At 71.0% G+C, this 21,368-nt stretch carries 16 protein-coding genes; 7 read left to right on the forward strand and 9 right to left on the reverse strand.

Features of this window, described 5'->3' with window-relative positions; genetic code table 11:
- Positions 1–35: 35 nt before the first annotated feature.
- Complete coding sequence (gene gyrA / locus A176_RS30245) at positions 36–2,864, reverse strand: DNA gyrase subunit A (RefSeq protein WP_002638720.1); 2,829 nt, start codon at positions 2,862–2,864, stop codon at positions 36–38.
- Between the two features lie 168 nt (positions 2,865–3,032).
- Complete coding sequence (locus A176_RS30250; protein WP_002638719.1) at positions 3,033–3,860, reverse strand: tetratricopeptide repeat protein; 828 nt, start codon at positions 3,858–3,860, stop codon at positions 3,033–3,035.
- Positions 3,861–4,027: 167 nt separating this feature from the next.
- Between A176_RS30250 and A176_RS30255 the strand changes: the two genes are divergently transcribed.
- Both A176_RS30255 and A176_RS30260 read left to right on the forward strand, forming a co-directional pair.
- A complete protein-coding gene (locus A176_RS30255; protein ID WP_002638718.1) occupies positions 4,028–5,389 on the forward strand; it encodes a M24 family metallopeptidase in 1,362 nt (453 codons plus the stop codon).
- Positions 5,390–5,463: 74 nt separating this feature from the next.
- Positions 5,464–5,832, forward strand: coding sequence for a response regulator (locus tag A176_RS30260; RefSeq protein ID WP_002638717.1), 369 nt, complete (start codon positions 5,464–5,466; stop codon positions 5,830–5,832).
- Between the two features lie 15 nt (positions 5,833–5,847).
- On the opposite strand, the gene A176_RS30265 is transcribed toward A176_RS30260, so the two are convergent.
- Both A176_RS30265 and A176_RS30270 read right to left on the reverse strand, forming a co-directional pair.
- Complete coding sequence (locus A176_RS30265) at positions 5,848–6,660, reverse strand: acyl-CoA thioesterase (RefSeq protein ID WP_002638716.1); 813 nt, start codon at positions 6,658–6,660, stop codon at positions 5,848–5,850.
- 48 nt (positions 6,661–6,708) lie between these two features.
- Positions 6,709–7,386, reverse strand: coding sequence for a uracil-DNA glycosylase (locus A176_RS30270; RefSeq protein ID WP_002638715.1), 678 nt, complete (start codon positions 7,384–7,386; stop codon positions 6,709–6,711).
- Between the two features lie 178 nt (positions 7,387–7,564).
- Between A176_RS30270 and A176_RS30275 the strand changes: the two genes are divergently transcribed.
- The 4 genes from A176_RS30275 to A176_RS30290 all read left to right on the forward strand — a co-directional run bounded on the left by A176_RS30275 (position 7,565) and on the right by A176_RS30290 (position 14,013).
- The gene (locus A176_RS30275) at positions 7,565–9,370 is read left to right on the forward strand and encodes a TadA family conjugal transfer-associated ATPase (RefSeq protein ID WP_049872410.1); all 1,806 of its coding nucleotides are present in this window, start codon (positions 7,565–7,567) and stop codon (positions 9,368–9,370) included.
- 150 nt (positions 9,371–9,520) lie between these two features.
- Entirely contained in the window at positions 9,521–10,441 is a 921-nt protein-coding gene (locus A176_RS30280; RefSeq protein WP_002637856.1) for a hypothetical protein, read from the forward strand.
- 14 nt (positions 10,442–10,455) lie between these two features.
- Complete coding sequence (locus tag A176_RS40920; protein ID WP_002637857.1) at positions 10,456–12,123, forward strand: hypothetical protein; 1,668 nt, start codon at positions 10,456–10,458, stop codon at positions 12,121–12,123.
- A 132-nt stretch (positions 12,124–12,255) separates the two neighbouring features.
- A complete protein-coding gene (locus A176_RS30290) occupies positions 12,256–14,013 on the forward strand; it encodes a serine/threonine-protein kinase (protein ID WP_044890385.1) in 1,758 nt (585 codons plus the stop codon).
- Positions 14,014–14,019: 6 nt separating this feature from the next.
- Here the strand turns inward: A176_RS30290 and A176_RS30295 are convergent, their stop codons facing one another.
- On the reverse strand, positions 14,020–14,760 hold the full coding sequence (locus tag A176_RS30295) for a transglycosylase domain-containing protein (RefSeq protein WP_002637859.1): 741 nt from the start codon (positions 14,758–14,760) through the stop codon (positions 14,020–14,022).
- An 84-nt stretch (positions 14,761–14,844) separates the two neighbouring features.
- On the opposite strand from A176_RS30295, the gene A176_RS30300 reads away from it, so the two are divergent.
- Positions 14,845–15,540: a ferredoxin reductase domain-containing protein gene (locus A176_RS30300; RefSeq protein WP_002637860.1), complete on the forward strand. Its 696-nt coding sequence runs from the start codon at positions 14,845–14,847 to the stop codon at positions 15,538–15,540.
- On the opposite strand, the gene A176_RS30305 is transcribed toward A176_RS30300, so the two are convergent.
- From A176_RS30305 to A176_RS30320, 4 genes are all read right to left on the reverse strand, one after another.
- Positions 15,534–17,177, reverse strand: a complete 1,644-nt coding sequence (locus tag A176_RS30305; protein ID WP_002637861.1) for a WD40 repeat domain-containing protein — start codon at positions 17,175–17,177, stop codon at positions 15,534–15,536. The genes A176_RS30300 and A176_RS30305 overlap by 7 nt on opposite strands.
- A complete protein-coding gene (locus tag A176_RS30310; protein WP_002637862.1) occupies positions 17,174–19,339 on the reverse strand; it encodes a penicillin-binding protein activator in 2,166 nt (721 codons plus the stop codon). Before A176_RS30310 ends, A176_RS30305 begins: the two co-directional genes overlap by 4 nt.
- Positions 19,340–19,525: 186 nt before the next feature.
- The gene (gene dnaJ / locus A176_RS30315; RefSeq protein WP_002637863.1) at positions 19,526–20,653 is read right to left on the reverse strand and encodes a molecular chaperone DnaJ; all 1,128 of its coding nucleotides are present in this window, start codon (positions 20,651–20,653) and stop codon (positions 19,526–19,528) included.
- 168 nt (positions 20,654–20,821) lie between these two features.
- On the reverse strand, positions 20,822–21,262 hold the full coding sequence (locus tag A176_RS30320) for a hypothetical protein (protein WP_002637864.1): 441 nt from the start codon (positions 21,260–21,262) through the stop codon (positions 20,822–20,824).
- Positions 21,263–21,368: the final 106 nt, after the last annotated feature.

The following is a 21,368-nucleotide window of genomic DNA, read 5'->3' on the forward strand; positions in this document are numbered from 1 at the left end:
GGCCCTCAGGCCCCCGCTCCTCACCTGCGGACGACTCAGCCCTGCGGAGGCTCCTCGCCACCCGAGGAGCCACTGTCGTCGGACGCGGGGGCCGGCTCGGCGGCCGCTTCCGTCGGCGCCGCGGCGTCCACCGGGGCAGCAACCTCACCCGTGGCCTCCGCCGGCGCCGCGACCTCGCCCTCCGCCGTGGGCACCGCGCCCTCGACCGGCGCCACCGTCTCGCCGTTCTCCTCCGACTCGTCGCTTTCCGGCAGCTTGGAGATGGCCATGACCTTCTCCTGCTCGTTCTCCAGCGCAATCAGCCGCACGCCCTGCGTGTTGCGGCCGATGACGGAGATCTCCTTCACCCGCATGCGGATGAGCATGCCGCCGTTGGTGACCAGCATCACCTCGTCCGACTCCTTCACCTGGAGCAGACCCACCACCTTGCCGTTCCGCTCGGTGGTCTTGATGTCGATGATGCCCTTGCCGCCACGGCCCTGCTGCCGGTACTCGGCCTCCTGGGTCCGCTTGCCGTAGCCGTTCTCCGTCACCGTGAGGATGGCCGCGTCCGTCTCCACCACGTCGGCGCCCACCACCTCGTCGCCGTCCTCCAGCGTGATTCCCTTCACGCCGTAGGCCTGGCGGCCCATGGAGCGGACCTCCGTCTCCGGGAAGCGGATGCTCATGCCCGACGCCGTCGACAGCAGGATGTCCTTGCTGCCGTCGGTGATCATCACCGCCACCAGCTCGTCCCCGTCGTCGATGCCCAACGCGATGATGCCGCTGGAGCGGACGTTCTCGAACGCGCTCAGGTCCGTGCGCTTCACCACGCCCCGCTTCGTCACGAAGAAAACGTAGCGGTTCTCCGGGAAGTCGCGCGTCACCAGCACCTGCGCCAGCCGCTCGCCCTCGCCGAACTGCACCAGGTTCACCATCGCCTTGCCGCGCGACGTGCGGCTGGCCTGCGGAATCTGGTGCACCTTCAGCGAGTACAGCTTGCCCTTCGTGGTGATGGGCATCAGGAACGCGTGCGTGCTGGCCACGAACAGCTTGCTGACGAAGTCGTCTTCCTTCGTCGCCGCGCCCGTCTTCCCGCGCCCGCCGCGCTTCTGCGCCCGGTACTCGGTCAGCGGCGAACGCTTCACGTAGCCCGTGTGCGACAGCGTGACCACCATCGTCTCTTCGGCGATGAGGTCCTCGCTGGTCATCTCATCCACGGCGCCGGTGATTTCCGTGCGGCGCTTGTCGCCGTAGCGGTCGCGAATCTCCAGCAGCTCCGTCTTGATGACGTTGAGCAGGCTGTGCTCGTTGGCAAGGATGTCCTGCAGCCGCGCGATGTCGCGCACCAGGCCAATCAGCTCGCGGAACAGCTCCTCGCGCTGCAGGCCGGTGAGCCGCTGCAGGCGCATCTCCAGGATGTTCTGCGCCTGGCCCTCGCTGAAGCCCGCGCCCTCGTACTTGTGCGCCAGGCCCGCGTAGCTGGGCTCCTCGTTGCGGGCGCGGGAGACGAGCAGCTCCATCTGCGCCTTCGCCTTGGCGTAGTCGATGCGCTGGAGGGTCGCGAAGCGCTCGTGCTCGTACAGCGCGGGCGACAGGATGTTCATCAGGCCCCAGCGTGCCTCGTCTGGGTCCTTGGACGCGCGGATGAGGCTGACCACCAGGTCGATGAGGTCCTGCGCGACGAGCAGACCTTCGACGATGTGCATGCGCGCCAGCGCCTTGCGCAGCTCGTAGCGCGTGCGGCGCGTCACCACGTCGCGGCGGTGCGCGATGAACCGGTCCAGCATCTCCTTCAGGTTGAGCGTGCGAGGCTGGCCACCGTCGATGGCCAGCATCACCGCGCCGAAGGTCGTCTCCAGCGACGTCATCGTGTACAGGTTGTTGAGCACCACCTGCGAAATCGCATCGCGCTTGAGCTCGATGACGATGCGCATGCCCTGGCGGTCGCTCTCGTCGCGGATGTCGCTGATGCCTTCCAGCTTCTTCTCGCGCACCAGCTCGGCGATCTTCTCGATGAGCCGCGCCTTGTTCACCTGATACGGAATTTCCGAGAAGATGATGGCCTCGCGGTCACCCTTCTTGGAGGTCTCGATGTCCGCGCGCGCGCGGATGGTGACCTGGCCACGGCCCGTCTCGTAGGCGCGGACGATGCCCTCGCGCCCGGTGATGATGGCGCCGGTGGGGAAGTCCGGACCGGTGATGAACTCCATCAGGTCCCGGACCGTGCAGCCCGGGTTGTCGATGAGGTGCAGCGTGCCGCTGATGACCTCGGTCATGTTGTGCGGCGGGATGTTGGTGGTCATGCCCACCGCGATGCCGCTGCTGCCGTTGACCAGGAGGTTGGGGAACTTCGACGGGAGGACGAGCGGCTCTTCCAACGAGTCGTCGTAGTTGGGACCGAAGTCCACCGTCTCCTTGTCGATGTCCGCCAGCAGGTCCTCCGCCAGCCGCTCCATGCGCACTTCCGTGTAGCGCATGGCCGCGGGCGAGTCGCCGTCCACCGAGCCGAAGTTGCCCTGGCCGTCCACCAGCAGGTAGCGAAGGCTCCACTCCTGCGCCAGGCGCACCATGGCGTCGTACACCGACGAGTCACCGTGCGGGTGGTACTTACCGATGACGTCACCCACGACGCGCGCGGACTTCTTGTACGCGCGGTTGTGGAGGTTGCCCAAGTCGTTCATCGCGAACAGCACGCGGCGATGCACGGGCTTGAGGCCGTCTCGCACGTCAGGCAGCGCGCGCCCGACGATGACGGACATGGAGTAGTCGAGATACGAACGGCGCATCTCGTCTTCGATGTTGACGGGAATGAGCTCTCCAGCGCTGTCCGGAGGAGGAGGCGCGGAGGGCGATGCCGGCTTGTCGGTCGTGTCGTCAGCCATGAGCTCTGGAAGTTTGCGGAGGGGCCCGCCAAAGGGGGCCGCCATCCAGTGAGTGAGCGTTCGTAACCCCTGGATTTCCCAGCGTCAACAGAGGAAACAGGGGGGTCGTGCCCCGGACGGCGGGATGCCGGAAAGGGACCTCTTTTTGAACGCTTGGACGGGCCTTTTTCAGCCCTGCGGACGCAGGGGAGCGGCCAGGCGCTCGGCCTCCGCGCCCACGGGCCCTTCCGGGTCCAATTCCTTCGCTTTTTCGAACGCCGCCAGGGCCCCGGAACGGTCGCCCTGGAGCTTCAGGGCCACGCCCACGTTGAGGTGCGCGGAGGGCTGGTCGCGGTCCATGGCGACGGCCTCGCGGAACAGCGCCAACGCCTGGTCCACGTCTCCCGACAGCAGCGCCTCCTTGCCCGCCTGGATGCGCTTCTCCGAGTCGTTGACGAGCTCCACCTGGAACACGCTGCCGCCCACCACGTTGGCGATGAGCACGCGCAGGATACCGCCCCAGTAGAACGTGAGCCCCTCGGCGGCCACGACCGCGGCCAACGGCAGGTCCGGCAGCAACTGCTTGCCCCGGAACTTGAAGCGCACCCGCGTGTAGCGGCCCTTGTTGGCCCAGTGGACCATCTCCCCCTGGAGCTTGCGCAGCCCTTCTTCCATCCGCTTCGGGTCGATTTCGAAGGGCAGGACGCGGCCTGACGGCTCGCCGGACGGGAGCGCCTTGGGGGTCTTTCGGCCCGCTTCGGGGACGTCCGAGAACACGGGCTCGGCTTCAAGGACGGGAGGCCGGGAGGACTCGGCCTCCGGGGGCACGGCCGCGCGTGCCGACGAGGCCCGCTTGGGCGGCGTGGGGGGCTTCGGAGCGGCGGCCTTCTTCGGCGCGACAGCCGACTTCGGAGCGGCGGCCTGCTTCACCTTCGACTTCGACGTCGCGGCGGACGTGCCGCAGGCGGCGGGCTTCTTCGCCTTCGACGGACGCTTCTGGGAGGGGCTCTTGGCCATGGACACCACCTTAAACGAGCCACGGCGCCAGCGCTTGCATCGCCCCGCCAGATAGCGGGCTTTGCACGGTTCTTCGCACGCACGCCACACGACTTCACGCGGCGCGAGTCCCTTCCCGTCCGCACCTCGGGGAAGATGCGCGTCCCTTCCCGAAAGGACCTCCCCCCATGAGTCGCGTCCGGCCCGCCTTGCTCTCCGCCCTGCTCCTCGCCGCGCCCGTCGCCAGCGCCGCGCCGGGCAGCCCCATCGTCGCGGAGGACGCCTGGCCCCGCATCCGCAAGGCGCGCATCCAGAAGCTGCTCCCCGAGGCCATGGCCCGCGCCAACGTGGATGCCTGGGTCCTCATCTGCCGGGAGAACCACAACGACCCGCTGGCCATCCACGTCGGCTGTGAGAACGCGGGGGGCACCGCCGCCTTCCTGTTCTTCCGGCAGAAGCAAACCGTCCACGGCGTGGCCCTGTCCCCCGCGGGCGAGGCCACCGCGCTCAGGGACGTGGCCCCGCTCGACGAGGTCGTGCCCCTGGAGCGCGGCGCGGACCTCTACGCGCAGGTGGCCTCCCGGCTGGCCGCGGCGAAACCCGCGCGCATCGCGGTGAACTCCTCCACGTCCGTGATGGTGGCGGATGGCCTGTCCGCCACGCAGCGCGCCGCGCTGGAGAAGGCCCTGACGCCCGCGCTGCGCAAGAAGCTGGTGTCCTCCGAGGACCTCGTCTCCGAATGGCTCTCCGTGAAGCTGCCCGAGGAGGTCGACATCCTCCGCAAGGCCGCCGAGCTGACCTCGCAGATGCAAATCGAGGCCTACCGCGCCGTGGTGCCGGGCAAGACGCGCGACGTGGACGTGGCCCGCTTCCTGCGCAAGCGCATGGCGGAGCTGGGCGTGGGTGACGCGTGGGCGCCGGACCAGAACCCCAACGTCCAGAGCGGCCCCACCCGGGGCCACTCGCACGCCACCGAGCGCGTCATCCAGCCGGGCGACTTCGTCAAGACGGACTTCGGCATCCGCGTGGGCGGCATGTGGGTGACGGACATCCAGCGCTTCGCCTACGTGCTCGCGCCGGGCCAGACGCAGCCCCCCAAGGAGGCCCTGGAGAAGTGGGAGAAGGGCAAGAAGGGCAACCGGATTGCACTCGCCACGCTGAAACCCGGCGTGCGCGGCTGGGACGTGGACAAGGCCCAGCGCGACTGGATGCGCGAGGCCGGCTCGGAGCCCGTGATGTGGGGAACGGGGCACCCCGTGGGGTACTGGGCGCATGACGTGGGACCCGCGCTGTCGGGAGCACAGAAGGGCGCGCCCGCGAAGGGGCAGTCCGCGCGCATCGTCCGGCCCGGGCAGGTCTTCGCCTTCGACGGCTTCTACGCGTGGCCGGACGGCGGCGAGGGCGCCCAGCGCATCGTCTCCGTCGAGGAGATGGCCGTCGTCACCGAGACGGGCGCCGAGTACCTCATCCCGCCCCAGGAGGACCTGGTGCTCATCCCCTCCGCGCCCGGTGGCGCGCTGGGACAGGGTCCGTCCCACCCCGCCCCCTGAGACGTGTCGCATGTGACAATCCTGTCGACACAGCTCGGATAGGATGGGCCGAAGCGCACTCGGAGAGGCCCTTGATGCAGAACGTGTTGGTGATTGACGACGACGCCTTCGTGCTCTCGGTGGTGAGGGACATCCTCGAGAGCGCGGGCTACGGCGTGGTGACCGTGCAGTCGCCCTCCGAGGCGTTCAACCTGGACCTGTCCAGCATCGCGGCCATCCTCTGCGACTACAACATGCCGGACATGAACGGCTCCGACGTGCTCACCGTGATGCGGGAGCTGAAGGACTGCCGGGTGCCGTTCATCTTCCTCACCGGACACGAGGACCTGGATGACCTCGTGTCCGTGGCGATTCGCTACGGCGCGGAGCTGCTGCCCAAGCCCATCCAGCCGGTGGAGCTGGTGCGGCTGCTCATCAAGCAGCTCGCGTCCGCCGCCGCCTGAAGCGGCGCTCCCACGTCACCCCAGCACGGCCACCAACTGGCGGCACTGGGCCAGCAGCTCCCCTTCCCGCGTCCACAGTTGCTGGAAGTCCTCCGAGTAGCCCTCCGCCGCCTGCCGTGAGCGCCCCGTGCGCAGGAACTGGGCGTCCGCGCTCAAGCCGGGACGCGGCAGGTCATGGAAGAAGTGCACCGTGAAGTCCACGCTCGCCGCCGCGTGGAAGCCGTCCACGCGCGCGAGCACGGACGGCGGATAGGCATCCATCAGCCCCACCACTAGCGGCGCGTCCAGCACCAGCGCGTCCTTGGAGCGAATCCACCCGCCCGTCTCCGCCACGTCCGCGCCGGAGTACGGCGCCGAGCCCACGCAGAAGCGGTACTCGAAGAACTGGCAGAAGGTGGGCATGGGCACGTCGTCCGGCACCACCGGGACGTCCTCCGGCGGCGGCACCACCGGGCGCTTCACGTCGAAGTACTCCGTCGCGCCGCCCCGGGTCGCGCCGAACGTCGCCGTGGCCACGGCCAGCACGCCCGCCGCGCTCTCGATGCGCGCCGTCGCATGCGTCACCAACCGCCCCGCCCGCTCGATGCGCGTCTGGATTTCCGCGTCACCCGCCACCGCGGGCGCGCAGAAGTGCACGGTCAGCGTGCGCACCGGACGCCCCGCCTGGTCCGCCTGCGCCAGCGTGTGCTCCAGCGCGCGCATCACCGAGCCCCCGACGATGCCGCCATAGGCGCCCTTCCCCTGGTACCAGGGCGCGGAGAAGCGGATGCCGTAGCGGTTCGGAGAGAGCGGCTCGGGGGTGGTGGCGGCGAGGAAGGCAGCGGTCATGTCGCACCGCAGCGTATCAACGCACCCCGGCCCTGTCCGGCCCGAGTCTCAAGCAGGCAGGCGCCAGTCCACCGGCGGCTGGCCGTGCGACTCCAGGGCCGCGTTCACCGCGCTGAACGGACGGCTGCCGAAGAAGCCGTTGCTGGCCGACAGCGGCGAGGGGTGCGTGCCTTCGATGACGACGTGCCGCTTCGCATCGATGAGCTTCTTCTTCTTCTGCGCGTAGCGGCCCCACAGCAGGAACACCGCCGGGGATTCCCGGTCGCTCACCGCGCGGATGACGGCGTCGGTGAAGGCCTCCCAGCCGTGCCCCGCGTGGCTGTTGGGCTTCGCCTGCCGCACCGTCAACACGGCGTTGAGCAGCAGCACGCCCTGCTCGGCCCATGGAATCAGCGAGCCGTCGCGGGGACGGGGCACGCCCACGTCGCTCTCCAGCTCCTTGAACATGTTGAGCAGCGAGGGCGGCGGCGTCACACCCGGCTGCACCGAGAAGGCCAGGCCGTGCGCCTGCCCGGGGCCGTGGTACGGGTCCTGCCCCAGCAGCAACACCCGGACGTCCGCGTAGGGCGTGAGGCGGAAGGCGGAGAAGAGGTCCTCTTCCGACGGGAAGACGGTGGCCTCGCGCCGCTCCGCCTCGACGAAGCGCTCCAGTTCCTTGAACGACGGCGCCTCGAGCGCCTCACGCAAGACCTGCTTCCAATCCTCGGGCAACCCATCCGCGAGCAATGCGGCCTCCCCTCACCGTGGCGGCGGCATTGAAACACCGGGTGCTCAGGGGTCCCACCGCTTTCCATCCGGACCCGCCCGAAACCGGACGCGGGCGGCCCCTGCCCCAGAAACCAGCCGGGCAGGCAAGGCGGGTTCTTGGGCCCTGGGGCCAGAGCGCGCTAGCCTGGGCGGCGCCATGACGATGTACAACGAGTCACTCCGCGCGTTCCTCAAGCCCGTCCTGCCCTACATGGACGACGAGGCCGTGTCGGAAATCATGATCAACGGCCCGACCGACATCTGGATTGAGCGCAAGGGCCGGCTCACGAAAGTGGACGCGTCGTTCACCGAAGAAGGGTTGATCGGCGCCGCGCGCAACATGGCGCAGTTCGTCGGCCGCATGCTCAACGAGGAGCGCCCTCGCCTGGACGCGCGCCTTCCGGATGGCAGCCGTATCCACGTGGTGATTCCGCCCATCGCGCGCAAGGGCACCACCATCTCCATCCGCAAGTTCTTCAAGGAGAAGCTGACGGTCAACTCCTTGATGAAGTTCGGGTCGCTCACGCCGCAGATGGCGCGCCTCATCGAGGCGGGCATCGCCACCAAGCTCAACATGCTGGTGGCCGGCGGCACGGGCTCGGGCAAGACGACGCTGCTCAACATCGTGTCGTCGCTCATCCCGGACGAGGAGCGCATCCTCACCATCGAGGACTCGGCCGAGCTCCAGCTCAACCAGTCCCACGTGGTGCCCTTCGAAAGCCGGCCGCCCGACAAGTTCGGCAAGGGCGCGGTGGACATGGGCGACTTGCTCCACTCCGCGCTGCGTCTGCGCCCCGACCGCATCGTCGTCGGTGAGGTGCGCGGCGGCGAGGCCTTCCACCTGATGCAGGCCATGAACACGGGCCACGGCGGCTCGCTGGCCACCACGCACGCCAACACGCCCACGGACACGCTGCGCCGCATCGAGTCGCTGTGCCTCATGTCCGGCGTCGAGCTGCCCATGGTCGCCGTGCGCGCCCAGGTGGCCAGCGCCATCAACTTCATCATCTGCTGCGAGCGCCTCCACGACGGCAGCCGCAAGACGATTGCCCTGTCGGAGGTGCTGCCCCTCAACGAGAAGGGCGACTACCGCACCCAGGACATCTTCGTCTTCACGCCCGTCACCAAGGACGAGGACGACCACATCCTCGGCTACCACGCGCCCACCGGCATCATCCCCAACTTCGTCAGCAAGGCCCGCGCGTACGGCTTCAACGACCTGGACGAGTCCTTCTTCGACCCGGCCACCTATGGCCTGCCCCCGCCGCCCACCTTCCACGCCGGCGAGGCGTACTCGGTGCGCTGGGCCCCGTCGCTGAAGCACCGCGAGTCGGGCACGCCGGACCCCGCCCACTTCAAGTCGGAGTGGGCCGCCTTCGAGCAGCGCCTCAAGCAGGAGGCCCGCGACGTGAAGGCGGGCAAGGCCGCCGCCGCGCCGCCGCCTCCCGCGCCCGCCAGCCCGCCCGTGCAGGTGCAGGTGCCCGCCAGCCACCCCACGCCGCCGCCGTCCGCGCGCGTGCGCCCACCCGAGCCGCCCCCCGCGGCGAAGCCCGCCGCGCAGGCCGCCCGCCCCCCCGCCGCGCCGCCGCGTCCGCCCCCCGCCCCCATGGACGACGACGCGACGCCGCCGCCCACGCGCAACCCCTTCGCGGACGCCCCCGACGAGACGCGCACCGCCGCCGCGCCCATCGAGGCCAAGGTGGAAGTCTCCGAGGACCTGCTCGCGGAGGATGACGGCCCTCGCACGGTGCCCCCGCGCCGGCCGCCGCCCTTCACCCCGCCGGCCCGGGCGCCCTCGCCCAACCTGGCCTCGGGAGCCCGCCCGGCCCCCGGCGCGCGCCGCCCGGCGCCGTCCCGCTCCGCGGAGGACGAGGAGGAAGACACCGGCGGCTCGCACAACGCTAACGGCGGCTCCGAGAAGACACAGATTCGCCCGCCTCCGTCCGAGCGGCCCCGGCGCTGAATCCCCGCCCCGGCCCGGCGCGTCCAAATGGACCCCGGGCCGGTGGGGCGGCCTCCCACCACACGCGCTCCGACCTGAGAGGTTTCACTCGAAGCGCGGGCGGTGATTCCCGACCTTGCGAGGAGGTCGTGTCAGGGGGAAAGTGTTTGCGTGTGGATCTCCCTCCTCGCCGCGCTCACCCTGGCCACCCAGGCGCCCGCCGCGGCTCCCCCGCCGCCCCTCTCCGTCCTGGTCGCGCCGCCTGACGCGGCGGGAGCCCCCTCCCACGTCGTCGAGTTCGCTCAGGAACACGTGGCCGAGCAGCTCCGGGCCCGTGGGCTGGTGGTGGTCCGCATCGAGGACATCACCCGCAAGCTGACCGCCGCCAAGCGCCGCCCGCTGCTGCGCTGCAACCGCACGCAGCCCGCCTGCATCCGCTCCCTGGGCGCCGCGGGCAAGACGGAGCTGGTGCTGGTGACGGAGCTGGGCCAGTTGCTCAGCGGCTACCGCACCGGTGCGCGCATCTACACGTCCACCGACGGCGCGCTCGTCACCGAGCACCTCATCCCCGGGGTGCGCGAGGAGCAGTTGCTGGACTCGCTCACCCAGTCGCTCGACGCGGTGTTGCCCGTGGCGCAGACGGCCCTGCGCGGCCCGCCCCCGGCGCCGCCGCCCGTCGAGCCGCCCCCGCCGCCGCCTCCCGCCCCCACCGTGGTGGAGGCGAAGCCGCTGGCCCCCGAGCCCGTCCCCGAGCGCATCCACCCGCTGCGCGGCTGGTCCTGGCTGCCCGCCGCGGGAGGCGTGGCGCTCGTCGGAGCGGGCGCGTTTTTCTACAAGCAGGCCGGTGACAAGTACGGACAGCTCGACACCGGGGGGACGCCGGACACGCCGCTGCGCGACGCGGACGGGCTCGCGTCGTCGGGCCGCCGGGCCCAGACGATGAGCCGGGTGGCCTTCGGGTTGGGCGCGGCGGGGGTCGTCGCGGGCGCGGTCATGTTCCTGCTGCCGGGCGAAGAGGCTCCGGCGGTGCAGCCCGCCGTCACCCTGGTTCCCGGCGGCGGCATGGTGGGCCTGTCCGGGGCGCTGCCTTGAGTTCGAGGAGAGTCATGCGGAAGACGAGGATGCTCGGCGCCACGGGTACCGCCATCGTGGCCACGTTCGCCGCGGGCGCTTGCTACGACTTCGACGGCGCGCGGCAGCGCTGCAGCGACGAGGGCCGCTGCGAGCCCAACGTCGCCGCCTGCACGCCCCAACCCGGCACCGACTGGCCCGACGACACCTTCGCGGACACCGACTGCGACGGCGTGGATGGCCAGGCGGACGCGGGCCTCTTCATCGACCCGGTGGACGGGGACGACGACGCGGGCACCGGCACGCGGCAGGCGCCGCTGCGCACCGTGGGCCGGGCCCTGGCCATGGTGCGTGGCTTGGACGGCGGCCCCGGCCCCAGCCACCTGTTCCTGGCGGGCGGCGCTTATGACGAAGCGGGCCTGGTGCTGGACGTCCCCGTCTCGCTGCACGGCGGCTACAGCGGCCGCGGCGGCGGCTGGCGGCGCAGCGCGGAGCAGGTGGCCCGGTTCGATGCCGGCTCGCTGGGGATGACCGTGCGCGGCCTGCACGATTCGGGCGTCGTCGTGGAGTACGTGGACATCCACGCGGCCAACGCGACGGGGGCCGGTGAGCCGTCCATCGCCTTGCGCACGGTGGACTCGACGGGGCTCCGCCTCCGTCACGTCACGCTCGCCGCGGGCCGAGGTGGCCCGGGTTCCCCAGGTGCCGTGGGCGCTTCAGGCACCGAGGGGCTCCCTGGCGGAGCGGGCCAGGATGGAGGCATCAACAACTCCGACGTGGGCGAGGGGGGCTACCCCGCGGAGGCGAACTGCCCGGACGGCACCCAGCCCAACGGCGGCGCGGGCATGATTGGCAACGCCGGGAGCCGGCCTGGCAACGACGGTGAAGCTGGCAGCCCCGCGGATGGCGGCGCGGGAGGCAGGGGCGGCGACATGGCGGATGCCGCGTGCTCTGGAAATCAGTGCATCTGCAACCCGCCGCCGGGCGCCCCCGGTGGAGCTGGCGTGGATGGCGGCACGGGTGCCTCGGGCGAAGGCGGCGCGGGGTTGGGCCAGGTGCAGGACGCGACGTGGGCCCCAGACCCGCTCCAGGCAGGTGAGGCGGGCGGCGATGGCACCTCAGGCCACGGCGGCGGCGGCGGCGGGTCTGGAGGAAGCTGCTACGTGCCGGGTGTGAGCGTCGCGGGAGGCGGAGGCAGCGGCGCGGGCGGCGCGGGCGGCTGCGGCGGTGGCGGCGGCGGCGGCGGCGGCGGGGGCGGTGCCTCCATCTCACTGCTGCTCGCCGGTTCGCAGGTGGCCGTGGAGCAAGGCAGCGTGCTGCGGACGCTCGGCGGAGGCCCCGGAGGAGAGGGAGGCTCGGGCGGACCGGGCGGCGCGGGCGGCCCGGGCGGCGCAGGCGGCGTGGGCGGCAACGTCACGCGCTTTCGGGGCACGGAGCCCAACATCCTGTCGTACCAGACGACGGGCGGCCACGGCGGCCCCGGGGGTCCTGGAGGAAACGGTGGCCCGGGCGGCGGCGGCGGCGGCGGTGGTGGTGGCCCGTCCGTGGGCGTCTGGTGCGGGCCGGGCTCGGGGGTCGTCGTCACCGAAACGGGCATCACCTTCGAGCTGGGCCTGGGCGGTCCAGGGGGAGCGGGTCCGGGTCAGACGGGCAGCACGGGCGAGCAGCGGCAGGACGTCGGCTGCACCGCGCCCAACCCGTAGCGTCCGCTGTCCGACGTTGGAGTGCCTGTCCGTGGGCGAAGGCGTGCTGCGCCTGACCGCTCGACAGGCACTCCTGGACGGAGCACATCGCCCCACCCGGCTCCCTCCTGGTACGCTGCTTCCCGGTTAGAGATGGCTTCCGAGTTGATCTGCGATACCTGCGGCCACGCCGTACCTGCCGACACCGCCGTGTGCCCACGCGATGGGACGGTGGTGTTGACGTCGTTCGACGTACCCGCTCGCGTGGAGGAGCCGAACGTCGTGGTGCACCCCCCGGAACCGCTGCCCGCCGCACCGCAGAGAGACCCGCTCATCGGCCTGAAGCTGGGTGAGTACGAGCTGCGCTCACGCATTGGCGTGGGCGGCATGGGCCTGGTGTACGAAGGCATCCAGCCGCTCATCGGCAAGCGCGTGGCGGTGAAGGTGCTGCGGCCGGAGCTGGCCCACTCCACCGAACAGGTGGAGCGGCTGCTCGCCGAGGCCCGCGCCGTCAACGCCATCCGCCACCGCGGCATCATCGACATCTTCGGCTTCGGCCAGGTGCCGGACGGCCGGCAGTACATCGTCATGGAGTACCTGGAGGGCCAGGCGCTCGACGCGGTGCTGACGGAGAAGAACCGGCTGCCCGTGCAGGAGGCGCTGGCGCTGCTCGACGAGGTGCTCGCCGCGCTGGCCGCCGCGCATGGCGCGGGCGTGGTGCACCGCGACCTCAAGCCCAGCAACATCTTCCTGGTGCAGCAGCCGGACGGCTCGCGCTACGTGAAGGTGTTGGACTTCGGGCTCGCCAAGCGGGGCCAGGGCCCCACCGGCCGCACCGCGCAGACGCGCACGGACATGGTGGTGGGGACGCCGGAGTACATGGCGCCGGAGCAGGCGCGGGGCCAGGAAGTGGGGCCCATGACGGACCTCTACGCCCTGGGCGTCGTCACCTTCGAAATCGTCACCGGCCGGCTCCCCTTCGTGGGCAGCTCCCCGGTGGACCTGCTGATGAAGCACGTGGAGGCACGGCCGCCCCGGCCGTCGGAGTTCGTGTCCGATTTGCCGCCCGCGCTGGACGCCTTCATCCTGCAGATGCTCACCAAGGACCCGGAGACGCGGCCCAACTCGGCGGACGCGCTGCGGCAGCAGTTGCAAAAGCTGCGGCGCACCCTGCGGGCCTCCACGCGCTCCAACCCCAGCGCGCTCGCGCCCGGCTTCGAGAAGTCCGCCGCGGCGGAGGCGGACTCGCGCCGCCCCACCACGCCGGTGCCGGTGCCCCCGGAGCTGACGGCGGAGCTGACATCCCAGGAGCCGCGCACCGCCGGGGCCCCAAGCCCGCTGCGCAAGCACCTGCCGTTGATTGCCGCGCTGGCCTTCGCCGGGGTGCTGCTCACGGGCGCCGCGGCCGTCATCGTCCGGAGCTCGAACGCCAACGCGCTCATCCCGCCGCTCACGGGGCCGGTGAAGACCGCGCCCGTGCTTCCCGTTCAGGCCGCGGCCACCCCGCCCCCGCCAGCGCCGCCCGTGGAGACGCCCCCGCGGGCCCCGGTGGTGGAAGCCGCGCCGCTGGAGCCCCAGGTCCCGGAGGCCGTCGCCGGCACCGGGGCGGCCTCCGAGCCCGACACCCGCGCGAAGGCCGTGCGGGCGCGCCCCGAAGCCGAGGTCGCCGTCGCTCCGCCCCGGCCGATGAAGTCATCCGCGCCCACGCTGGAGGACATCCTCCAGAGCATCGACCGGCTGGAGCGCCGGGTGGAGCGGCTCGAGACGTCCGGGAAGCTCGACGCCCCCAAGGCGAACGCCGCGCGCAACCTGCTGGCGAAGTACCGCGACGACGCCCGCGCCGACACCAGCGCCCCCGCCCGCATCGACCTGCTGAAGAAGGTCACGGGCGTGGCGGGGATGATTCGCTAGCGACGCTCAGCGCGAGCAGGCCAGCGGCTGGTCCATGGCGTTGCGGGCGCGGTCCTCGCTCACCAGGCGCCAGCCCGCGAGGTCCTCCAGCAACATGTTGCGGTTCTGCCGCAGCACCGTGGGGTTCTTGCAGAGCTTGATGCTCCGGTAGTCGTAGTAGGGCGGCAGGGCGAGCTGCAGCTCCGCGAGCTCCTCCAGCTTCAGCTCCCCCAGCTCCTTGTTGAAGAGCTTCAGCGCCGCGTCCTCCACGCCGACGATGCCCCGCTCGAAGTAGATGGTGGCCAGGTCGTACGCGATGAGTTGGTCCTTCTGCAGGAAGGTGTGGATGCGGTGGGCGGCCACGGACTGCTCGCGCGTGCCCTTGATGCCCAGCGCATCGGCGATGCGCATGGCCAGGATGCGCTCACACGCGCCATCTCCCGGCGGCGCCGTGCCCAGCAGCACCCCCGCGAACAGCCGCCAGGCCCACTTGGGGCCGTCCTCGCGCGGCGTCTGGAAGTACCGAGGGCACTCCATGTGGCGGATGTAGAGGGCCACCAAATCCTTGGGCAGCTTGGAGAAGTCCGGCCGCGAGAAGGTGATGGGGCGCGGGTTGCGCTCGTACTGCCCCGCGCGGAGGCTCATCCGCTCGCCTTCGATGCTGTGCTTGAGCTGTTTCTCCACGTCGAATTCGCTCTCCAGCGGCGGCAGCTTGCTCGCCGTGTAGAGGTACGTCAGCGGAATCACCACGCCGGCCAGGCCCAGCATGAACAGAGTTATCCAGAGCAGACTCTTCACCCCCCCAGGCTAGCAGGGGCGGCACGCGGACGGCGTGTGGGTTAGAACCGCGACATGCCCGACTGGCACCCCGCCACCGTCACTGAAAGTGCGCCCGCCGCCGACGGCCTCACCGACCTCGTCCTCGACGTGCGGGGCACGCCCCTGGCCGGAACCCACGAGCGGCCCGGCCAGTACGTCCACCTGCGCCTGCCTGGGGTGGGACAGGGGCTGTTCGCCATCGCCTCCCCGCCCGGGCCCCAGGGGACGCACTGGGAGTTCCTGCTCAAGGTCGGCAGCCCCCTGCCCGACGCGCTCATCGGCCTGCCCAAGGGCGCCCGCGTCGAGGTGTCACGCCCGGAGGGCCGGGGCTTCCCCATGGAGCGCGCGCGGGGCCAGGACGTGCTGCTGTTCGCCACCGGCTCGGGCATCTCCGCCATCCGCTCCGTCATCACCAGCATCCAGCGGGAGCGCGGCGACTACGGCGAGGTGACGCTCTACTTCGGGGCGCGCACGCCCGGCGCCTTCGCCTACGGGGATGAACTGCAGGAATGGGAGGCCGGCGGCGTGCGCGTGGTGCGCACCGTCAGCCAGCCCGGGGCCAGCGGCTGGCAGGGCCTCACCGGCTACGTGCAGGCCCACCTGGGAGAAGGCCCCCTGCGCCCCTCCGCCGTCGCCTTCCTCTGCGGCCAGAAGGAGATGGTGCAGGGGGTGATGAAGACGCTCCAGGCGCTGGGCATGCCCACCAGCGACATCCACCTCAACTACTGAGCGGCGGAGGCCCCCGACGCGCCGAGCCCTTCCACCGTGGGCGACGTGTAGGCCACGTCCAGCAGCACGGCCGCCGGGTCGCTGTCGCCGTCGCGGCTGGCCACCTGCGGCGTCCACGCGGCCACGCCCACCCAGCGCCCATCCGGGCTGAAGCGCACGCGCCGCACGGACCAGTCGAAGCGGTGCTCGCCCTTCGCGCCCGCGTCGCCCTCCGTGAAGAGGTACACGCGCTTGTCCCAGCCCCCGCTGGCCAGCGAGCGCCCGTCCGGAGAGATGGCCGCCGTGGCCACCACGCCGTGGTGCAGCGGCCACTTCGACAGCACCTGACCGGAGCCCGCGTCCACGATGACGCCCGCGTTGAAGGGGCCCTGGGGCTCCTCCACGCCCTTGCGCTCGCGCTCATAGACGGCGCGGTCGCGCTCCGGCTTCTGCTCCGACAGCCCCACGCCCAGCCGCTGCCCGCGCGCGTCCACCGTGACGTCGCTGACGAAGGCCGGGAAGGTGAAGTCCGAACGCCGCGCGAGCACCAGCGCCTCCACCGTGGGCGCGCTGTCGGACGGGCCGCCCTTCAGCGCGAGCACCGCCTCCTGCGTGACTTCGTCGAAGGCCACCTCCACCCGCTCGGAGAACGGCGCGCCCAACACGCCCTGGAGCCCCTGCGGCACACACGCGTCGCAGATGGCCACGTCCACGCCCTCCACGCGCATGGACTTGAAGCGCAGGGACTGGGCCCGCGCCAGCCGCGCGGCCACCGTGCCCAGCGGCCCGGGGACGTTGACCGTCTCCTGAAGGAAGGGCACGTCGATGCCCGCCGAGGCGGCCGCCTCGCGGGTGAGGACCAGGGCGGGAGCCCGCGCATCCACCGCGAAGGACAGCGGCGCCTTGTCGTTCATCGTGCCGCCCAGCACCACCGAGCCGGCGCGGCGCTCGAAGCGCGTGCGCGCCTGCCCGGGACGCAGCGCCTCCACGGCGGTGCGCCACGCGCGCACGTGTTTGTCCCAGCCACCGGAGTACAGCGTCCCGTCCGGCGCGAAGACCAGCGCGCTCACCTGCCCCACGTGTCCGCGCTCCTCGGAGCCGTACTCCAACGCGGGCGAGGACAGCACCGTCATCAGTCCCTTGTAGCTGCCCACCACCAGCCAGGGCAGCACCGGATGGAAGGCCACCACGGCCAGCGGCTCCTCGGTGCGGCGCTCGCTCTTGAGGGCGCCCGTGGCGGCGTCGAAGAGGCGCACCACGCCGTCCTTCCCCGCGGTGGCCACCCACGCGCCGTCCGGCGAGAAGGCCACGCCCTCCACGTCGAACTCGTTGGGGTTGATGGCCGGGTCCGCGAGCAGCGTCGGCGCGGCGGAGCCCAGCTCCCAGACGGAGAGGAAGTAGGACTTGCTGCCCAGGCGCGAGTACGCCACGCGGGCCCCCTGGGGCGCGAAGGCCAGGCCCCAGATGAAATCCTTGTTGTTGAGGACGGCCCTGGGCACCAGGCCCGCGGCGCTGCCGGACAGCCAGGTGCCCGGCTCCGCGTCCAGCCGCGCGCTCAGCTCCGGGGACACCCGAGGGGGTGCGTGTGCACAGCCAGAACTCCCCACCGCCACCCACCCGCCCACCAGCAGTGCGACAGCCCCCCTCACGACCTTCATGTCCCCGAGCCTCCTGACGCCGAGGCGGCCTTCTGCCGCTCCTTCTCGACGTTGATTTCCGTGACGCCCTTGTTGTCGATGGACAACAGGAACAACTGCTTCACCGCCTCGCGCTTCTCGTTGAAGGACGTGCGCCCGGTGGCGCCGTCGAAGTCCTTCAGGTTGGAGAGCGACTCGCGCATCTGCGCGCGGGTCCGCGGCGCATCCTTCTGCTCCATGAGCTGGCGCAACATCCGGCCAGAGTCGTAGCCAATCGCCTCCAGCAAACCCGGGTCGCGGCCCGTCTCCGCCCGGTAGGCCTCCCGGTACTGCTGCACGAAGCGGCGCGTGGCCGGGCGCTGCGAGTCCACGAAGAAGCCATCCACGTACACCGAGCAGGTGACGAACTTGCCGCCGCGCTCCACCAGCTCCGGCAGGCCCGAGCGCCCCTTGGGGCTGCTCCACTGGTTGGCGCCGAAGAGCGTCACCGTCTTCAGCTCCTTCTTGCCCGTCGTCTTGCGGATGCGCTCCAAATCGCGCGGGTCGCAGGCGTTGGTGACGATGTCCTCCACCGCCAGCGCGGGCGCGACGAGGCTGACGCGGCGCCAGTCGTCCGGCATGAAGATGGCGTCGAAGTCGATGATGGGCTCCACGCCGCTCTTCACCTTCTCCAAGGCCTTGCGGCGGCGGAACGCGTCCAGGTTCTCCCCCTGCACGTCGCGCAGCCCTTCGATGTAGTCGCCGCGGTCATCCAGGTAGTAGCGGCCCACCAGCTTCTTGGCCTCGGTGGTGAAGGTCGTCTGGTCGTGCGAGTACCGCTCCGCGCCGCGCACCCCGCCGCCGCGCGCCACGACTTCGTCCCAGAAGGCATCCGCCAGCTCCACGCCGTAGGGGATGTTCGGGTAGAGCACCGCGAAGCGCTTGTAGCCCTTCACGTTCATCGCGTAGTCGGCGATGGCCTCCGCCTGCGCGGCGTTGGTGAGCATGTTGCGGAAGACGAAGGTGCCCAGGTCGGTGATGTTCTCCTGGCGGCTCATGGTGAGCAGCGGCACCTGGAGCTCCTCCGCCAGCAGCGCCGCGCGCTTGGAGTCGTCTCCGAGCAGCGGCCCCAGCACGGCGATGGCGCCGTCGTCGAAGGCGAGCTGCTCCATCGCCTGGCCCGTCTTGTTGACGTCGCCCTGCGTGTCCTTCACCACCAGCTCCACGCCGCTGCCTTCCAACCCGAGCTGGATGCCGCGCAGCACGGCCTCGCCAATGGGCTGGTAGCGGCCCGTCATGGGCAGCAGCACGCCCACGGTGCGGGGGCGGGCCTCCACGCGGCGGGTGGCGCGCGCCAGCAGCTCCCGGGCCTGCGGCGCGAAGGCATGGTTCGGCGCCTCCGCGAGGAAGCGGTTCAGCGTCTCCTCCAGCCGCGTCCAGTCCCGCAGGTGGTAGTAGATGCGCGCCAGCTTGAAGTGGATGACGGGCCACGCCGGGTTGGACGGCGACAGGCCCTCCGCCACGCGGGCGATGTCCACGAAGCCCGCGCGGCCCTCCACCAGCGCCTCCACCTTGGCCACCGCGGCGGCCTGCGCCTGGGAACCCTGGGCCTGACCGGCCTCGTCCACCGCCAATTGCAGCGCCTGGCCATAGAGGCCAGCGCCCTCGGCGGCGCGGGCGGCCTGGTTCAGCAGCGCGGTGCGCTCGGCGCCGGAGGCGCGCTCGGCGAGGCTTGCGAGCGTCTGGTACGCGTCGCGGTAGGCGCCCACCTCCATGGCGGAGACGGCCAGCTTGTACTTGGCGTCATCCGCCTGCGCGTGGAGCGGGTTCTCGAAGAGCAGCTCGTTGAAGCTCTTGCGCGCGTTGACGAAGTCCTTGGACTCGAAGAAGAGGACGCCCGCCTGATACAGCGCGTCCTGACCGGCGGTGGTGGCGGGATACGCCTTGCGCACCGACAGGTAGGCCTCCGCGGCCTTCTTCTTGTCCGGGGTGGACTGGGCCGTCTGGGCGGCCTGCGCCAGGGCCGTGTCCGCGGCGGGGTCCTTCTTCGCCTCCACCGTGGGACGCCGGGGGAAGGGGTCTCCCGTGGGGACATCCCCTCCGCTGTCACGGCCCGAAGGCGTGCGGGAGGAACGAGGGCAGGCCGTCAGCAGCAGGGCCAGGGCGATGACGAGCGAGCGGCGCAGGGTGGGCAGGACATCCATGGCAGGGGCGTGCATAGCAGTGGGGTGCGCCCCCGTCGACACCCGAGCGGGGGGAAGATTCCACTGCCAGAATCCCCTGTTTGCAGCGCCCGTGCCCACGGCCGCCCGCCGCGGCGCGGCGCCCGCTCGCAGGGCGAGCGCGGCATGAGGGCCGCACCTTCGCGGCCCCACGCCCGCGAACCGTCGTCAGCCGAACAGCTCCTTCACCTTGGCGAAGAAGCTCTTCGACTGCGGGTGCGACTCCTCGCCGGAGGCCTCCGCGAACTTCTCCAGCAAGTCGCGCTGCTTCGAGGACAGCTCGGTGGGCGTCTCCACCACGACGCGCACGTGCTGGTCTCCCCGCTGCTGGCTGTGCAGGTGGGGGATGCCCTTGCCCTTGAGCCGGAACACCTTGCCGGACTGGGTGCCGTTGGGGACGGTCATCTTCACCTTCCCGTCCAGCGTGGGGACGTCGATTTTCGCGCCCAGCGCCGCCTGCGTGAAGGAGATGGGCACCTCGCAGAAGACCTCGTACTCCTCGCGCTGGAAGAGCGGGTGCTCCTTCACGATGACGGTGACGTACAAGTCACCGGCGGGGCCGCCCCGGTCTCCGGGCTCACCCATGCCGCCCAGCCGCACGCGCGTGCCGTTGTCCACGCCGCCGGGGATGGCCACCTCGATGACCTCCTCGGAGGGCACCTTGCCGGAGCCCTTGCAGCGCGTGCACGGGTCCGGCACCACCGCGCCCGTGCCGCCGCAGTCACCGCAGGGCCGGGACACCGCGAAGAAGCCCTGCGTGTAGCGCAGCTCGCCGCTGCCGCCGCAGCCGGAGCACGGCCGGGGACCGGTGTTGCTCTTGCTGCCCGAGCCGGAGCACGTGTCGCACTTCTTCGGGCGCGGAATCGTCACCTTGGGACGACAGCCGAAGGCCGCTTCCTCGAAGGTGATTTCCAGGTTGTAGCGCAGGTCCGCGCCACGCGAGCTCGTCCTGCGCCCACCCCGGCCACCGCCGAAGATGTCGCCGAAAATCTCGCCGAAGATGTCGTTGATGTTGACGCCCTGGAACCCGCCCCCGGCGCCACCGAAGCCGTCGAAGGGGTTGCCCGCGTGCCCGAAGCGGTCGTACTTCGCCCGCCGCTCGGGGTCGCTCAGCACCTCATAGGCTTCCGAGGCCTCCTTGAACTTCTCCTCGGCCTCCGAGTTCCCCGGATTGCGGTCCGGGTGGTACTGCAGCGCCACCTTGCGGAACGCGCTCTTGAGCTCCTGCGCGGAAACAGACTTCTGGACGCCCAGGACCTCGTAGTAGTCGCGCTTCTGACCCGCCGCCGCTGGCATTGATTACAACCCCTGGAATTTGCTGTGCTTTTCTACGCTGCGTCAAAACTCGAGTCACTATAACGCAGCGAAACGCACCGGCAATCCAGCGGGAACACACGGAGCCCCCGACCCACCCGGTGCCAAGAGGGCAACCGGGCGGGGGCGCGGTGTGGCGAAGTCGGACCGTCAGACGGTCCAGACGCGGTTGGCCGTCAGCTCCATCCGGGCCAGCCTGCGTTTGAGCGCCGGATCCACGGCGCCGGTAGAGGCCCATTTGGGCACCACGAAGTGGAGCTCCGCGTTGTACAGCTTCGCGGCGCTGGCCAGCAGGCTCCAGCGGTTCTCCGCCGTGGGGTCTTCCACCATGTGCGGGGTGACGATTTCCAGGATGATGGGCGTGCGAGCCGAATCAGACTGTCGACAGGTGAAGTCGGGGCGGTGGTCCTCGATGGTGCCCGACAGGATGGGAGGAGGCATGAACCCGGGAAGGCGCGCCTTGATGTCCGTATAACCGATGGTGCGGAAGTACTCGGCCATCAGCCACAGGAGCCGTCGGCGCTCCTCGTCCTCCACCACCGGCTCACAGCCCGGATTGAGCAGGGCCTCTTTTTCGTTATTGGTTTCCATGGCTCCCCTGAACCTGTCCGCAGGGTTGAAGGTGGGCAATGGAACTGGCCTGTGCGCTGCAGGCGCCCGGTGGCAGGGCAGCCGACAAGGCATCAGACTCCAGCAC

The organism is Myxococcus hansupus (genome assembly GCF_000280925.3).
Classification (GTDB): domain Bacteria; phylum Myxococcota; class Myxococcia; order Myxococcales; family Myxococcaceae; genus Myxococcus; species Myxococcus hansupus.

Excerpts from the sequence above, each read along its gene's own strand:
- gyrA (WP_002638720.1), bottom strand. The coding sequence starts at position 2,864 with ATGGCTGACGACACGACCGACAAGCCGGCATCGCCCTCCGCGCCTCCT.
- A176_RS30250 (WP_002638719.1), bottom strand. The coding sequence starts at position 3,860 with ATGGCCAAGAGCCCCTCCCAGAAGCGTCCGTCGAAGGCGAAGAAGCCC.
- A176_RS30255 (WP_002638718.1), top strand. The coding sequence starts at position 4,028 with ATGAGTCGCGTCCGGCCCGCCTTGCTCTCCGCCCTGCTCCTCGCCGCG.
- A176_RS30260 (WP_002638717.1), top strand. The coding sequence starts at position 5,464 with ATGCAGAACGTGTTGGTGATTGACGACGACGCCTTCGTGCTCTCGGTG.
- A176_RS30265 (WP_002638716.1), bottom strand. The coding sequence starts at position 6,660 with ATGACCGCTGCCTTCCTCGCCGCCACCACCCCCGAGCCGCTCTCTCCG.
- A176_RS30275 (WP_049872410.1), top strand. The coding sequence starts at position 7,565 with ATGACGATGTACAACGAGTCACTCCGCGCGTTCCTCAAGCCCGTCCTG.
- A176_RS40920 (WP_002637857.1), top strand. The coding sequence starts at position 10,456 with ATGCGGAAGACGAGGATGCTCGGCGCCACGGGTACCGCCATCGTGGCC.
- A176_RS30290 (WP_044890385.1), top strand. The coding sequence starts at position 12,256 with ATGGCTTCCGAGTTGATCTGCGATACCTGCGGCCACGCCGTACCTGCC.
- A176_RS30295 (WP_002637859.1), bottom strand. The coding sequence starts at position 14,760 with ATGCTGGGCCTGGCCGGCGTGGTGATTCCGCTGACGTACCTCTACACG.
- A176_RS30300 (WP_002637860.1), top strand. The coding sequence starts at position 14,845 with ATGCCCGACTGGCACCCCGCCACCGTCACTGAAAGTGCGCCCGCCGCC.
- A176_RS30305 (WP_002637861.1), bottom strand. The coding sequence starts at position 17,177 with ATGAAGGTCGTGAGGGGGGCTGTCGCACTGCTGGTGGGCGGGTGGGTG.
- A176_RS30310 (WP_002637862.1), bottom strand. The coding sequence starts at position 19,339 with ATGGATGTCCTGCCCACCCTGCGCCGCTCGCTCGTCATCGCCCTGGCC.
- dnaJ (WP_002637863.1), bottom strand. The coding sequence starts at position 20,653 with ATGCCAGCGGCGGCGGGTCAGAAGCGCGACTACTACGAGGTCCTGGGC.
- A176_RS30320 (WP_002637864.1), bottom strand. The coding sequence starts at position 21,262 with ATGGAAACCAATAACGAAAAAGAGGCCCTGCTCAATCCGGGCTGTGAG.